General features: G+C 41.4%; 11 protein-coding genes. 1 reads left to right on the plus strand and 10 read right to left on the minus strand.

Annotated features, from left to right (window positions below):
- Nucleotides 1-80: 80 nt before the first annotated feature.
- The 4 genes from IM319_RS03955 to IM319_RS03970 all read right to left on the minus strand — a co-directional run bounded on the left by IM319_RS03955 (nt 81) and on the right by IM319_RS03970 (nt 6,113).
- Nucleotides 81-485: a hypothetical protein gene (locus tag IM319_RS03955; RefSeq protein ID WP_287734717.1), complete on the minus strand. Its 405-nt coding sequence runs from the start codon at nt 483-485 to the stop codon at nt 81-83.
- Between the two features lie 526 nt (nt 486-1,011).
- Nucleotides 1,012-1,518, minus strand: coding sequence for a hypothetical protein (locus IM319_RS03960; RefSeq protein WP_193978685.1), 507 nt, complete (start codon nt 1,516-1,518; stop codon nt 1,012-1,014).
- A gap of 8 nt (nt 1,519-1,526) precedes the next feature.
- Nucleotides 1,527-1,889, minus strand: a complete 363-nt coding sequence (locus IM319_RS03965) for a hypothetical protein (RefSeq protein ID WP_287710890.1) — start codon at nt 1,887-1,889, stop codon at nt 1,527-1,529.
- Nucleotides 1,890-2,126: 237 nt separating this feature from the next.
- A complete protein-coding gene (locus tag IM319_RS03970) occupies nt 2,127-6,113 on the minus strand; it encodes a magnesium chelatase subunit H (protein ID WP_287734718.1) in 3,987 nt (1,328 codons plus the stop codon).
- A gap of 993 nt (nt 6,114-7,106) precedes the next feature.
- On the opposite strand from IM319_RS03970, the gene IM319_RS03975 reads away from it, so the two are divergent.
- A complete protein-coding gene (locus IM319_RS03975) occupies nt 7,107-7,982 on the plus strand; it encodes an N-acetylmuramoyl-L-alanine amidase-like domain-containing protein (RefSeq protein WP_287734720.1) in 876 nt (291 codons plus the stop codon).
- 272 nt (nt 7,983-8,254) lie between these two features.
- Here the strand turns inward: IM319_RS03975 and IM319_RS03980 are convergent, their stop codons facing one another.
- The 6 genes from IM319_RS03980 to IM319_RS04005 form a co-directional block, all read right to left on the minus strand.
- On the minus strand, nt 8,255-9,430 hold the full coding sequence (locus IM319_RS03980; RefSeq protein ID WP_286826075.1) for a hybrid sensor histidine kinase/response regulator: 1,176 nt from the start codon (nt 9,428-9,430) through the stop codon (nt 8,255-8,257).
- Nucleotides 9,431-9,774: 344 nt separating this feature from the next.
- Complete coding sequence (locus IM319_RS03985; RefSeq protein WP_286826074.1) at nt 9,775-10,221, minus strand: response regulator; 447 nt, start codon at nt 10,219-10,221, stop codon at nt 9,775-9,777.
- Complete coding sequence (locus IM319_RS03990; RefSeq protein WP_287734722.1) at nt 10,160-12,466, minus strand: sensor histidine kinase; 2,307 nt, start codon at nt 12,464-12,466, stop codon at nt 10,160-10,162. Before IM319_RS03990 ends, IM319_RS03985 begins: the two co-directional genes overlap by 62 nt.
- Nucleotides 12,467-12,876: 410 nt before the next feature.
- A complete protein-coding gene (locus tag IM319_RS03995; RefSeq protein ID WP_287685800.1) occupies nt 12,877-13,158 on the minus strand; it encodes a type II toxin-antitoxin system YafQ family toxin in 282 nt (93 codons plus the stop codon).
- The gene (locus tag IM319_RS04000; protein WP_287685798.1) at nt 13,155-13,379 is read right to left on the minus strand and encodes a hypothetical protein; all 225 of its coding nucleotides are present in this window, start codon (nt 13,377-13,379) and stop codon (nt 13,155-13,157) included. Before IM319_RS04000 ends, IM319_RS03995 begins: the two co-directional genes overlap by 4 nt.
- A gap of 151 nt (nt 13,380-13,530) precedes the next feature.
- On the minus strand, nt 13,531-15,582 hold the full coding sequence (locus tag IM319_RS04005) for a M3 family metallopeptidase (protein ID WP_287734723.1): 2,052 nt from the start codon (nt 15,580-15,582) through the stop codon (nt 13,531-13,533).
- Nucleotides 15,583-15,762 lie beyond the last annotated feature (180 nt).

Genomic DNA, 15,762 nt, shown 5'->3' on the forward strand with positions numbered 1-15,762 from the left:
AAATCCTTATCTGGTAAGAGACTTAATTGATTAGTTCGCTCTAGATCAAAAACAATTGACAAAAATCGCTAAATGCCTTTCTATATAAGGGTTCCATCCCTTATAACCCCCGTCCATTGCATAACACAAACCGAAGAGCCGGATTCTACCACTTCAGATTTATAACTGCTCAATGCAAAAGGAGTATTTTCTATTCTTTTTCTATAAGTTTTTTTCCGATCGGTTTCAATTATAGATATTTTATCTTGAACTAAAATTACTCTTCCCGTACCTCTTACTAATTCGAGAAACCCTAAAGATTCGCCAGTATGGGGATCTAATATTTCTTCGTCATCGATACGATAAACCATCATTCTTTGACCTTCTCGAATTCCGTTCTGTTCACCTCTATTCATTACTAATTTATAGTCGTCAATAACTTTGACAACTTTGGCAGGAAAAGTTCCTTTGGGAGATAAAAGGGGAATTTCTGTGACGTTTTCCATAATGATTTATCTTTGGTATAAATCTGGTTAATATTAAATATTATCGCTCTTAGGGCGCAATAGCTATAATTTAAACTTATATTTGTCAGGATTTAATGATAAGGTCGGTCAATTGCCTTGATCATTAATAGTACGACTGTCGAAGCTATGTATTATAACTGCAAAAAAGGGGTTGAGTGTGATAATTTCTTATAAATTCAAAAAATTGCTATGATAAAATGCTAGAATCAAAGGGTACACATAACTTAAACGAGGGTGTTATGGTAAAAAAATACTATCGTGACATTTCTTCCCAAAATTACTCTATTCCTAGACGGTACTTTATGGATGGTCTGGTCTCAGTTCTAGATATAGGAGGGACTTATCGTGCCAATCTAGATTATCGTTGTCGTGTTCGTGTGGGCAAAAAAGTAGTAAATTAGTAGGTCGGGTTGAGGCTACGAAACCCGACAACCCGACAGAAACCCTCTTAATCCTTTTTTTGCTGAATAAAATGCACAACTGGACTAATTTTTGATTATAACGATTAAATAGGCTTGACTAGATCGCCAACTTGAGGATTTTCAAACGGTAGTCTTTCTCCTAATTTATCAATCATTGATTTTAACTCTCTTTCTCTATTTGATTGTAACTCTTTCTTTGCTAAGTATTCAATTCCAGAAGGAGTCAAGGGAGGGATATAAGATAATTCAGACAATTCTCTAGGTTTCTGCAAATATTCTACGATCAAATAAGAAAGTTTATTTAAATCTATGTCTGGCTTTTTGTCTGATTCTATAATAGATATTTTATCTTGAACAAAAATAATTCTTCCCGTACCTCTTACTAATTCGAGAAACCCTAAAGATTCGCCAGTATGCGGATCTAATATTTCTTCGTCATCGATACGATAAACCATCATTCTTTGACCTTCTCGAATTCCGTTTTGTTCACCTCTATTCATTACTAATTTATAGTCGTCAATAACCTTAACGACAGTGGCAGGAAAAGTTCCTTTGGGGGATAAAAGGGGAGTTTCTGTGACGTTTTCCATTTCTACCTCTATGGTTGATTGTATTTCTTAATAACGCTCGGACTAACTCTAGTTTGTTGCATAACTTTTAAATCATTGTTGGCCAGTTTATCTAAAATATATTGATAGGTTATTTTTGGTTCATCGATCACCACTTGAATTCGTTTCTTATTATTGATAGACTGGACGAATCCTACTCCTATCAACCTCTCGAAATCATCTTCATCTGTATAATACAAAGATATCATAGATTGAGCGGCGAATAAATCTGATGCTTCCAGTAAGCATTCAATATTATTGTTTGCGTCCTTTTGAACTCGCAATATCTTAGGAATCATACTCTGTTTCATTTTAGCGTATTCTTCTAAAGCTTTTTCCAAAGCTCTAACCAAGGTAGCGATTATCAGTAAAGATAAAGTCACGATGATGATTAGAAGATACAAAGGAACTGATGCCTTACTAGCCACTACAGCCAGTAAAATCGAAATGGCATAGGATAGAATCGTCAAAATCGAGTTGTTGACTTCTCTAAAACTAGACCAAATTAACCCCCAAAAGTTATTTTTCATCTTTTTTGACAACTCAAGAGACCGGTAATTAGCCAGTCTCTCAAGTCTTATCTATCTATTCTACTCGATTCCTTCGATACGGTCTTCCACTTCTTGATAAAGTTCCTGTAAGCGGTCTAAATTCGACTGGGAAGTTTCCCAGTAACCGCGACCATTAACTTCTAGCAGGGTTCCCACCATCTTGCGGAAAGAATTAGGATTGAGATTCATCAGACGCTGACACATTTCCTCATCTTGAATAAAGGTGGTGTTGACATCTTCATAAACCCAATTATCCACCGCGTCAGCAGTTGCAGACCATCCCATGGTATTAACCAAACGCTTCGATAATTCCCGGACACCTTCGTAACCGTGATTTAACATTCCCTCGTACCATTTGGGATTGAGTAACTTGGTGCGGGTATCTAAACGGACGGTTTCCGATAAAGTACGCACTTGAGCGTTAGCGGTGGTAGTATCGGCAATATAGGCTGCCGGTTTTTTGCCATCATCCCGTAAACTAGCGACAACTTTGGTGGGATCCGAGTCGAAATAGTGGGAAACATCGGTTAAACTAATTTCGCTAGAATCCAAGTTTTGGAAAGTTGCCTCGGCAGTTTTTAAGGATGCTTCAAACAACTGACGATTATCGGCCATCATCCCGGGATTATCGGAATCGAAAGCAAAACCCTTGCGGTTGAGATACATATTCTGTAACTCTTTTTCGTCTTCCCAACTGCTATTTTCCACCGCGAGATTGATGTTAGAAGAATAGGAACCGGAAGCATTAGAAAAGATGCGGGTGGCTGCCTGTCGAACCGTTAAACCCATTTCTTTTGCTTGTTCAATTGCGTGTTTGCGGACATAATTCATCTCCATCGGTTCGTTTGCTTCCGCGGCCATTTTTACACCTTGGTCAAGCAAGTTCATCTGATTGATAAATAAATCCCGGAAGACACCGGAACAGTTGACCACCACATCAATGCGCGGTCTTCCCAACTCCTCTAGGGGAATTAATTCCAGTTTATTCACCCGTCCTAAAGCATCGGGAACAGGACGAACTCCCACCATCCAGAGAATTTGTGCTAGGGATTCCCCATAGGTTTTGATGTTATCGGTTCCCCAGAGAACACAAGCGATGGTTTCGGGATATTTACCGCCATTATCCAGTTTTTGCCGTTCTAACAGACGATCTACCACGATTTTAGCCGATTTTACCGCCGCTAGGGTCGGGATAGACTGGGGATCTAAAGCGTGGATATTTTTACCCGTCGGTAAAACTCCGGGGTTACGGATGGGGTCGCCACCGGGACCGGGAAGAACGTATTCCCCTTCTAATGCTTTTAATAGGGCCCCTAATTCATTATCAGCACAGACCTGTTCTAAACAAAATTCTAGGTATTCAAACAGGGGTTTTAACGCGACCGGATCAACTTTTGGATAACCCATTTCCTGTAAAGTTTCGATCCAAGGCGATTTCTTGCCTATATTCAAGAAATTCAGCTTAGAAAGCATCGATACCCGACCTTCTGCGTCGGTTTGGGATTTGACTAAAGCGGAAACGGCAGCGCGAGTCGCGAGGGTGATGTTTTGCAGTAATTCCACATCCTCTAACACCCCTCGATCGCTATTGCGATAAACTTCCTCTATATCCCGGCCGATGCTGTTGGCAATAATTCGGGGTAAGGAAAGTAAATCGTCTTCTTCCCGGTCTAAACTGGCAATATTGACTAAAGTTGCGATCGCTTCGAGCGCCGAGGGGGGTTTCCCGATAACGTGAAGTCCGCAGGGAAGTAAGCGCGATTCAATTTCCATCAGTTTGCGATAGACGGAACCGACGATATTATCCCGTTCTTCTTGACTGAGATGGGCGGTGTCACCATCAGGTAAACTTATATCCTTGTCGAGATTGACTAATAAACATTTATCGACAATGGTATTGACAATTTGCACCCCACGCCCACTATCCTTCAGGGTTTGGTAAGAACCGATCAACTCGCTCAGTTCTTTTAACCCTTTGTAAAGTCCGGCATTTTCTGCGGGGGGAGTGAGATAGGAGATAGTTTCCGCATAACTGCGACGTTTAGCGATCGTCGCTTCGCTGGGGTTATTAGCGGCATAATAGTAGAGGTTGGGAATCATCCCGATGAGGTTATCGGGGTAGCATTCTCCAGACATTCCCATCTGTTTCCCCGGCATAAATTCTAAGGATCCGTGGGTGCCAAAATGGAGAACTGCGTCTGCTTTCCAGACTTGATTGAGATAGGTATAGTAGGCTGCAAAACCGTGGTGGGGACTAGCAGAACGAGAAAATAGCAGACGCATGGGATCCCCTTCATAACCGAAGGTGGGTTGAACCCCAATAAAGACGTTACCGAATTCTTTCCCGTAGATTAAAAGATTTTGTCCATCACTGTTGAGATGTCCGGGAGGTGGTCCCCAATTTTCCTCTAAACGGACGGAATAGGGGGTTAAGCGTTCGTATTCGGGTACGGACATCCGATAGGCGATATTTAGCTCCGGACTATGGTATTGTGCTTGAGCATCATGGATTACCGCTTCCATCAGTTCTCGGGGAGATGCGGGTAAGTCTTGCAAGTCATAACCGTTATTTTGTAACGCTTGCATCACTTCGTAGATGGAACCGAACACATCTAGATAGGCTGCGGTTCCCACATTCCCTTTATCGGGGGGGAAACTAAAGACGGTGATGGCGACTTTTTTGTTTAGTTTCGGTTTCTTTCTTAGAGTAGCCCATTTTAGCGCCCGTTGAGCGATCGCTTCTACCCGGTCTTGTAAGGCGATCGCTTTACCCGTGGCCCCATCCCGGCCCGATAATATAATAGGTTCGATCGCACCGTCTAATTCCGGAATGGCAATCTGTAGCGCCACTTGAATCGGGTGTAACCCCAAATCGCTTTCTTCCCATTCCTGAGTAGTTTGGAAAACTAGCGGTAACGCGCACATATAGGGACGATTGAGACGTTTTAAGGATTCTATCGCTTTCGGGTGATCTTGTCGCGCTGGACCTCCCACTAAAGCAAATCCCGTCAGGGAAATTACTGTATCGACGATGGGAACCGCTGCCACTCCTTTTAAGCTTTTATCCCAGAAATATTCTTCTACGGGTTTAGAAAAGTCTAATCCCCCAGCAAAAACGGGAAGGACTCGCGCACCCATAGACTCGAATTCCTGCACGAGAGCGACATAATGAGCGTCATCACCAGTAACGAGGTGAGTTCTCTGTAAAATTAAGCCAACACAGGGAGCCAAGGGGTCTTTTAGGTCATCGGCAATATCACTGCGGTTATTGTACCAAGCGAAGTATTCCTTGACATCCTCGAACATTTTCATGGATAAAGGATGCCAGATACCGAGATCTGGATAAACTACCGGTTCTTTGTAAACTACGCTGTCATCCTTGTTATCGAAGACGTACTTATCGGCCAACATTAACAGGAAGTTCTCTAAATTTTCTGCGGAACCTCCTAGCCAATACTGGAAACTTAACATAAAGTTGCGCGCATCCTGAGCTTTTTCCATGGGGAGGTATTTCAGGACTTGCGGTAAGGTTCGCAATAACTTTAACATCGCATCTTGGAAACCAGCGCCGGAGTTTTCCTTGCGCTTTTTCATAAAGTTAGCGATGACACTCTTGGACTGTCCCAATTGGGCCATGGAAAAGCTGCCTAATTTATTTAAGCGCATTACCTGGGGCATGGAGGGAAAGACGATCGCCGCGTCTAATTTATCCCGATGGGGACTGACAGCGGCCACAACTTTATCGGCTAAATCTTCGATAAAGATGAGAGAGGCAATGAAAATATTAGCTTTGGCTATATCCTCTTGAAAATTGCGATAATTTTCCCCATCGCGCAGTTCTTCGATTAAATAACCACTAATTTCGATCGCTAGTTTCGGGTTGTTAGCGTTGATTTCCCTGACGGCACTACTCAGCGCACTTTGGTACTGAGGTTCTAGCACGACATAGACCACCTTGACCAGCGAGCGACCATTCAACGCGTCGGGAACTATGTGACGAATGGTGGACTTGACGTGAGTGAACATATATGATGGTTCTCCTTAGGATTGCTGAGTCTGGTATGAAGTGATTTTCGTCATCTGATGACGATCGCCCTTTGTTTAAGGTATTTAGATATATATGTTTCTGTCTTGTATCAGAAAATGTCACCCCAATGAGCATTTACTCTGGGTTTTGACACAATTCGATAAATATCTTGCCAGATTTTGTAACAGATGGTAAAGAGCTTTCTGAGTAACTGCTCAAGCTTTTCTTTACAAAAATTAATATTTAATCTATTGACTTTTTTAATTAAAAGTGGTAAGGAATAGCAACTCAGACGAGATTTCGCTGTTAACACATGATGATGAGACATCTGCAAGTGCTATAACTCAATCAAGATCAGCTTTTTGTTCTTATGCTAGACCTCTGGTAAAAATCAAAAATTGTTGTTAGGGTTAGGAGTCAGTCCCGATGAAAAAATTTTCACCCCCACAGATGAAAGAGGTTTCCTTACCTACACCCCACACCCTACACCCTACACCCACTTTCAAGTCAGTAGCAGGTAAGCTGCACTGGATTTAAACTGAGTAGGGGAAATTTTAGTACAAATGCTCGAACTGGCAACTCTGGCACTCCGGTGCAGTCTTAAGGAGTAATTTAGATAGGGTTTGCTGAATAAAGCTAAAAACCTTGTTGGGTAAGACTTTTAGACTTTTTGTCAATCAAAAAGTACCAGAGATGGGAGTGATCAGGGGGAAAATTCAGGTACTTTTTCCCTGAAAATTAGGTAGTTGACCACCTGAAAATCGGTAAAACCCTACACCCCACACCCCACACCCCACACCCCACACCCTACCCCCACCGAAAAACTTTTTCAGCAGACCCTATTTAAGATTCCGATGATTAGTTTTAGTGAAACTTTTACTAGGGTAAGGGAATGCTTTCAGGATTCCAGTCTTGGTTTTCTTGTAGCCAAACTAGAATCCGTGACTATTAAGTCGATGATAAACTCTATTATTTTCAGTAACCGATCGACAATGTTTTTAAATTGGATAACTTTACCCTATTTATTAATTAATCCTGTTTTAATTCCCTTGAGCATAGCTCAATCGGAAACTATTCTTGCTCAAGAAGTAAGCGATCCTAATTATCAAAAACTGGTACAGTACGCTCAAAATCAACAACTCGATCGCCTAGCCATGGCTGATATAATCCAGAATATCGCCACTCAATTTTTAGGAGCAAAATATCAAGCAGGATTACTCGATCGCTCGGCAACAGAAAAATTATTTATCTCTTTAAAAGAGTTTGATTGTGTCCTCTTTGTGGAAACAGTTCTCGCTTTGAGTCACAATTTTGCTTTAAAAAATTATCAGTATTCTGCTTTTAGTCAGCAGGTCTTAAATCAACGTTATCGCCACGGTATTCTCGACGGTTATTGTAGTCGTCTGCATTACTTTTCCGATTGGATTAATGACAACCAAAAACGAGGCAATCTAAAAAATATTACTCAAAAATTAGGTGGAATTACTCTTGACAAAAAGCTCAACTTTATCAGCAAAAACCGCCATCTATATCCCCAGTTAAAAACTCAAAGTAATTACGATTGTATTCAACAGGTAGAAAAGCAATTAGAAAGCTTATCCTTAACCTATATTCCCACCGCTAAGATTAAAGATATTTATCCACAACTGCAAGCTGGCGATATTATCGGTGTCGTGACTAATATCGCTGGTTTAGATACCACCCATACCGGTCTAGTTTATCGCTTTCCTGACGGCAAAATTGGCTTAATTCATGCCTCTCCTGCGGGTCAAGTTACCATTGCTAAAGACCTAGAAAAATATATCACTAAAGTGGACAAAGCCATCGGTATTTTTGTCGTTCGTTCCCTTGATCCAAGAAATAGGTAGATAGGGTCTGCTGAAAAAGTTTTTCGGTGGGGGTAGGGTGTGGGGTGTGGGGTGTGGGGTGTAGGGTTTTACCGATTTTCAGGTGGTCAACTACCTAATTTTCAGGGAAAAAGTACCTGAATTTTCCCCCTGATCACTCCCATGCCTAGTACTTTTTGATTGACAAAAAGTCTAAAAGTCTTACCCAACAAGGTTTTTAGATTTATTCAGCAGACCCTAGATAGGCAGCGAGGGCAGCAGAAAAAAATTGTGGTCCCACCCTATTGTTCATCTCAATTTAGGTGTTCAATGTCGGTAATAATCGGTAAAATCACCGTGATCTTTGTGCCTTTTCCTTCCTCACTTTCCAGGTAAATTTGTCCTTTGTGCGCTTCCACACAGCGTCCGACAATGGCTAATCCTAATCCCGTTCCTTGAATATTATCGACATTGCTACCGCGATAAAAAGGTTTAAATAAATTTTCTTTATCTTTGCTGGGAATACCAATCCCTCGATCGACAATTTTAAAGACTACCTGCTCGGATTCAACAATAATCTTAAATTCTACGGGGTTGCCTTGGGGTGAATATTTGAGAGCATTTCCCAGTAAATTTGTCAAGATATGTTTAATTAAATTTATATCCCAAAGTCCTCTTTCTAAGCTGCCTTCAACTTGGAAAATAATTGCTAATTGCGGCTCCGGCTTAACCGTAAAAGATTCTACTAATTTCTGACAATAATCCAGTAAATCCACCAGATCAAATTGACAGTATAATCTCCCGGAATCGGCCCGGCCAATTAATAACACTTCTGTGAGCAATTGATCCATGTCTTTAATGGCCGATCGAATCATGCGAAAATAGCTAACTTGCTGATCTTTTGTCAACCGATCGCGACTTTCTTCTAATAATCCAGCCGAGAGTAAAATTTTATTTAAAGGATTGCGAAAATCGTGGGATAACATGGAAACAAATTCGGTTCTTAACTGATTTAATTCCTGAGCTTTTTCCAGTTGATTAGTACGTTCAATCACGCTCATTTTTAAAGCTTCGTTCGATTCTCGTAAAGCTTCCTCCATCTGTTTTCGCTCGATCGCATAACATAGCGATCGAGTTAAAATTTCTAAACTTACCTCTCTTTTAATTAAATAATCCTGCGCTCCCTGACGCAGTGCTGCCAAAGCTAAATTATCATCATTAGTATTAGTTAAAACCACGATCGGCAATTTCGGAGCCGTAATTAAAAGGGGAGCTAAGGATTCCAAACCCTGACTATCTGGTAAAGTTAAATCTAATAAAATTACATCAAAATTTGTTTGTTGTAACAGAGAAATCGCCTCGGATAATCTTGAGACATTAACCAGATGAAATTCTTTTTTTTCATTACCCTTAAGAATTTCTTTTAATAATCGAGCTTCGGCTAAATTATCCTCGATTAAAAGAACTTTTATATCCTGCGAGAGTCCCATTTTTTAATCAAGAGTTAAAGAGATTTGGGAGGTTAGGGAGTGGGAAGATTTTTCAGTGATCAGTAAACAGTAAACAGTAAACAGTAATCAGTAATCAGTAAACAGTAAACAATAAACAGTAAACAGTAAACAGTAAACAGTAAACAGTAAACAGTAAACAGTAAACAGTAAACAGTAAACAGTAAACAGTAAACAGTAAACAGTAAACAGTAAACAGTAAACAGTAAACAGTGAAAAGAAAGCTCCGAACTTGCCACTTGATACTACTAACTGAAAACTCAAACCTGATAACTGATAACTGATAACTGATAACTGATAACTGATAACTACTAACTGATAATGATTCACTCCCCGGGTAAAGTAGCGGTTTCTAACCAAAAAGCCTCGATATTTTTGACAATTTTGAACAAATCTTTGAGATTGCGTGACTTGGTTATATAACAATTAACGTGCAGTTCATAGCTATAAAAAATATCCTCCTCGTTGCGAGAAGTGGTTAAAACCACCACAGGAATTCTTTTTAAACTGGGATCGTTTTTTATTTCCGCTAATACCTCCCGTCCGTCTTTTCTTGGTAAATTCAGATCGAGAAGAATCAGATTAGGACGGGGAGAATCGAGATACTCCCCTTCTCGACGCAGATAATCCATAGCGCTGACACCATCCCTAACGATAACTAATTCGTGCGGGACGGTGCTAGTTTTTAATGCCTCTTGAATGAGGCGAATATCAGCCTTGCTGTCCTCCACTAATAAGATAATTTTGTGTGGCACGTCCTCGCCAGCGCTCACGCTCGTCACCTCCTAGGGGAATTGTAAAACAGAAAACCGCTCCTTTGCCTAATTGGGATTCTACCCAAATTCGTCCGCGATGACACTCGATAATTTTCTTACAAATCGCTAAACCCATACCTGTGCCGGGGTACTCGTCGCGGGTGTGCAGTCGTTGGAAAATCACGAAAATGCGTTCGGAAAATCGGGGATCGATACCAATTCCATTATCGGTGACAGAGAACAGCCATTCCTCTTCTTGACGTTGGGCAGCAATATGAATAGTGGGAGTTGCTTTTCCTCGGAATTTAATCGCATTACCGATGAGATTTTGGAACAATTGCATTAACTGGGTTTTATCTGCCATGACAATTGGCAAAGGATCAACGGTGATCATAGCTTGACTTTCTTGAATTCTCCCTTTCAGGTTAGCGAGAGCTTTTTCCAGTGCCAGATTAGCATCGATGGTATTAAACTCTACCGCCTGCATATCCACTTTCGAGTAAGCCAGCACATCATCTATTAATGTTTGCATCAAACTGACACCTTCGACGGCAAAAGTAATAAATTCTTTAGCATCTTCGTCCAGTTCTTCGGTGTAGCGCATTTCTAGCAACTGCACATAGTTGGCGACTTGATTGAGGGGTTCCTGTAAATCGTGGGAAGCGACGTAGGCGAATTTTTTTAATTCGGCGTTTGATAGTTCCAAATCCCGCGCCAAACGGGCCAATTCATCGGCTTGTTTTAAGATGATATTGACGATCGCTTTTCGTAATTCTAGTGCCGCGTTAATTTCTACTGCTTTCCAGGGTAAAGATTTGAGGCGAACGGTTTCTTTCCAGAGGGAGAAAGATTTACGCGGACAGAGACGAATATCACCATCTATGGCAGTCGTTTCGATCGCTTTACCCGGATCACCACCCCAGTTCACGGTTTGAATTACTTCCGGACGAAACCAGAGGAGATAATTACGTTTAGAAATGGGAATTGCTAGTAAACCACTGGCAATGTCTTTAAACTTACCCGCATCGGCATAAATTCGCGGTAAGGAATTGGTATAGTAAACATCTTCATGGACGTTTTTTTCTAGCCAAGTAATCAGATAATTTAGTTCTTCTTCGCTCGGGGTTACTCCAATTAAGGTATAATTGCCGCCTAAACAAATAGCGGCTCCTGTAGCTTTAGTTAGATCGAGTAGATTAGGTTTATGGGCAATTAATCCATCAATAAAGTTATTAGCTTTAGCCATATAATCGATTAATTGCAACTGCACAAAGTTTAATTTTACTCGATAGTCATAATCCTCGGTTTCTTCCCGTGCCGATATTTCCGAAAAGATTACTCGTCCCAAAAATTCACAAGCTTTACGGAGTTCGTAGGGTACATATTTGGGGGTGCGGTGATGACAGGCAATAATACCCCAGAGACGTTTATTTTCAATCAGAGAAATGGTTAGAGATGCTCCCACTCCCATATTATGCAGGTATTCTAAATGACAGGGAGAAGCACTTCTAAGACTGGACAGGGTTAAATTTAAAGGTTGTTGAGTTTCGGGATGAAGAATAGGCACTAGATCGACGGGTTCAGAGGTGGCATCGGGAATCTGTCGAATCCAATTAGCAGTTAATAAATTTCGTGCCGGGAGAGGGATATCGGAAGCGGGATAACGTAAACCGAGATAGGGTTCTAGTTGCTCTATTTTGTCTTCTGCTATCACATCACCGTTATCTTCTTCGTCGAATTTGTATAACATAACTCGATCGAATCCTGTCATTTTTCGCACTTCTTTAACGATGATATTACAGAAATCTTTCAGGCTACGGGTGGCTTCAAGTTTATCGATCGAAGTTTTGGCTAGGTGATAGAATCTCAGGAAAGGAATGTTTTCATAGGAAATAGCTGGTTCTAACTCTAAAATCAGCATTTGTTCGGCGTTACGGTGGAAAATAGCATCAAAGACGGCAAAATCATCCCCTTTAACCCGCGCCCAAATTTTGGAGGGATTGATAGCATCAAAATCGTTATTTTCTATGGCTGATTTTAGAGGATCGATCTGAAAGGGATCGAAGATTTCCTCTAGGGTTTTACCGATAATTTCCCCCGGAGAAATGCCCAATAAACTGCGGCTATTACTGCTAGTTTGGCTGACTTTTAGCTCCGGTTCGCTGAGAACTAAAAGCACTCCGTGCGGTTGAATTCGGTTATAGAGATGGATCGGTTCCCGTTCGATCGAAGTTGGGTTAATTGTCTCGGTTAGAACTTCCATGTGTATTACCCCCAGAGGATTTTTGCCAAGTTGAAAACTCTTTGTTTATTAAAACTATTTCTTCTCACTTTCAGGGAGCGATCGAGAATAAATTTACTTCTCTTAATCCCTGGACATCAAAAGTAATAAAACTTTAATTAATCAGTTATCTATCGATCGAGCAGTTCTGTTCATTTTCCTTTATTATAATCAGTTTTTCTGTTGAGAATCTATGGTAATTTGTTAAGAATTAAGAGTTAATGTTACAAGGGACAGATAATTCTTCATAAAAATATATGGTAGTTAAGGGGTTTCAGACCCAAAAATTTCAAGGAACGCACGCTAGAAAAGTAGGCGATCTGCTAGGCAGTGCCTTCGGCATCCCACTGTGGTTGTACAATTGATAAGCAAGAACAAATTAAAGAGATAAATCAGTAAACTTGATCATGTTTTCCAATATCAACTATAACAATTAAAGTTTCTCCTGAATCAGTATCTTGACGAAAAGTAAAAATAATACGGCAATCGTAACTAACAGAACATGACCAATAACCTTCTAATCTACCTGTAAGCTTATGGGATTTTAAAGAGGGGGTGAAGGGATTATCTTCTAACAAATATAGAACCTCTGATACCTTGCTTTGTAGTTGAGTATTTTTGCTGATTAAGCGTTGAAAAGCTCTTTTAAAGCTTTTGTCAGCAACTAATTTCATTTTTCTTCATCCTCTAACAAATAAGCCATTATCTCTTCAGCACTGCCTTTTTTTGCTGTTCCCATTGCTAAAGATTTTAAGGTTTCTTCGCCATTTTTAGTCATCTCATCGCGGCGTTTCTCAATGCGTCTTTTACGAATTAGCTCAAACAAATAATCTTGGTCTTCAATGGATAGACTCTCTACCGATTCGATCAGATCTTGAAAAAATGCGATACTCATTAAAGTTTACTCCTGTTAGTTAACTTTTTTTTCCGATATGTTATCACAATATAGTCAAGTAGAGTGCGTCAGGCAATCCCTTGTTTTTAGGGAAAAAATCAAGAGCTAAATATCGCCGTAACGCACCACAAAGAAAAGTTTTTGGCTACTTTTATAATCCGCTATGACGGAGGAGAGGTTCGGTACTAGGTTCGCGACCGCGGAAAGCTTTAAAAACATTCATAGGATGGGAACTTCCCCCCATAGCTAAGACAGTATCGCGAAAACGGCGACCGATCGCTTTCACTGCTTCTTCGTTATCTAATCCCACTTCCTCGAAAGCGGCAAAAGCATCGGCGCTGAGGACTTCTGCCCATTTATAACTATAGTAACCCGCCGCATAACCGCCGGCGAAAATATGCCCAAAAGAACATAAGAAAGCATCTTCCGGTAGAGGAGGAATTATCGTCGTCGTCGCTGCTAAACGCTGTCTGACTTGTTTAGGAGTTTCGCTGCCATTCGGTTGATAACGATGGTGTAATTCCAAATCTACTAGAGACAAATGTAACTGACGCAACATGGCCGAACCACTCATATAATTCTTAGTTAGGAGCAGTTTTTGGTAGTAATGTTCGGGGAGAGTTTCGCCAGTTTCGTAGTGTTTGGCCATACTCATTAAAGTAGGGCGATCATAACACCAATTTTCCATAAATTGACTGGGCAATTCCACTGCGTCCCACTCAACGTTATTAATGCCCGCCGCGCCGGAATAATCCACAGTGGTTAACATATGCTGTAAACCGTGGCCAAATTCGTGAAAGAGGGTAGTTACCTCCTCAAAGGTCATTAAACTGGGGTTTCCATCTACTGGAGGCGTTTGATTGCAGATTAAATAAGCCACAGGTAAACGCACCTCGGCACTGGTTTTGGCGCGACCGATACAGACATCCATCCAAGCGCCGCCACGTTTTTCGGCGGGACGACTGTAGGCATCGAGGTAGAAATAGGCGATTTTTTCGCCCTTTTCGTCGTTAATCTGGAAATAACGCACATCGGGATGCCAGATAGGTGCTTTACCGTCAGCGGCGATAATTTCTACCCCAAAAATCCGTTTAGCGAGGCTAAATATGCCTTCTAAAACCCGTGGTAGGGGGAAATAGGGGCGTAATTCCTCGGCACTAAAGTTAAACTTGGCCTGACGCTGTTTTTCTGACCAATAGGCTATATCCCAATGCTTGAGATCGTCGGTTTCCGCAAAAGTTTTTAAGGCCTCTAAATCCTCTTTTGCCGCTTCATAGCTTACTTGGCGCAAATTGTCAAGCAATTTCTCGATTTCATCCACAGAATTGGCCATTTTCCGGGCAAGACTGACCTCGGCGTAGGTACTATAACCTAGAAGATGAGCTTGTTCCTGACGAAGTTGCAAAATGCGATCGATTAAGGGATTATTATCCAATTCTCCCAGATCAGCCCGACTAACGTAGGCTTTATAGAGTTTTTCTCGCAATTCCCGATTATCGCTGTACTTCATAAAGGGGAAATAACTGGGAAAATCGAGGCTAATCACCCAGGGGCCAGTTTCGTTGCTGGCGTTAGTTTCCCCTTGGGCGCGGGCGGTTTGGGCCGCTAAACTAAGGAGACTAGGGGGTAAACCGGCGATATCTTCTGGGGTTGTTAGTTTCAGTTTAAAAGCTTTGGTGGCATCGAGGAGGTTATTAGAAAATTTCGTGGTTATTTCCGCTAATTCCAGTTGAATCGCGTTAAATCTGTCTTTTTTCTCCCCTGCTAATCCCACCCCGGCTAATTGGGCATCTCGCAGGGAAGCTTCGACAATGCGCTGTTGTGCCTCGTCTAATTGCCCCCAGCTTTCCCCTTGACGCAGGGACAAAAATGCCTCATAAATGGGTTTACTTTGGCTTAAACGGCTAATAAACTCGACTACCTGCGGTTGTACGGTTTCGTAAGCTTGACGCAATTCTGGGCTATTTTTTACCCCCATCAGATGACCGATAACCCCCCAACTCCAGCTTAAACGTTCTTCGATCCGGGTGAGGGGTTCGACTAATTTTTCCCAGGTGGGGATAATCTGCGCTTCTAGATCGGTTAATTCTCTGGCCAGTTCCTGCAAAAGTTGCGTCATCCCAGGGACAATCAGGCCGGGTTGGATTTGGTCAAAAGCCGGTAATCCTTGACCGACAAGCAGCGGGTTACTGGTATTCGTCATAATTTTTGGTCTGGAAGGGTGAGTAATTTGTATCTTTTACTACCGCTCAACTAAACTTACTCAAACTTACTTAAAAGTCTGAAAGCTTAGTCATTCGTAGTGGGTCAAGCACTACAGGATTAAACGGCAAACCCTTTATTCCCTGGTCAATGACATCAGGAATTACTTTTCTAATGATGT

Origin of the sequence: Microcystis sp. M113S1, from assembly GCF_020246945.1 — a bacterium.
GTDB lineage: Bacteria > Cyanobacteriota > Cyanobacteriia > Cyanobacteriales > Microcystaceae > Microcystis.

What these genes read in the sequence shown, in the direction of transcription:
- IM319_RS03960 (WP_193978685.1), bottom strand. Translation starts at nt 1,518, where the DNA reads ATGGAAAACGTCACAGAAACTCCCCTTTTATCCCCCAAAGGAACTTTT.
- IM319_RS04000 (WP_287685798.1), bottom strand. Translation starts at nt 13,379, where the DNA reads ATGAGTATCGCATTTTTTCAAGATCTGATCGAATCGGTAGAGAGTCTA.
- IM319_RS03980 (WP_286826075.1), bottom strand. Translation starts at nt 9,430, where the DNA reads ATGGGACTCTCGCAGGATATAAAAGTTCTTTTAATCGAGGATAATTTA.
- IM319_RS03995 (WP_287685800.1), bottom strand. Translation starts at nt 13,158, where the DNA reads ATGAAATTAGTTGCTGACAAAAGCTTTAAAAGAGCTTTTCAACGCTTA.
- IM319_RS03990 (WP_287734722.1), bottom strand. Translation starts at nt 12,466, where the DNA reads ATGGAAGTTCTAACCGAGACAATTAACCCAACTTCGATCGAACGGGAA.
- IM319_RS04005 (WP_287734723.1), bottom strand. Translation starts at nt 15,582, where the DNA reads ATGACGAATACCAGTAACCCGCTGCTTGTCGGTCAAGGATTACCGGCT.
- IM319_RS03970 (WP_287734718.1), bottom strand. Translation starts at nt 6,113, where the DNA reads ATGTTCACTCACGTCAAGTCCACCATTCGTCACATAGTTCCCGACGCG.
- IM319_RS03955 (WP_287734717.1), bottom strand. Translation starts at nt 485, where the DNA reads ATGGAAAACGTCACAGAAATTCCCCTTTTATCTCCCAAAGGAACTTTT.
- IM319_RS03975 (WP_287734720.1), top strand. Translation starts at nt 7,107, where the DNA reads ATGTTTTTAAATTGGATAACTTTACCCTATTTATTAATTAATCCTGTT.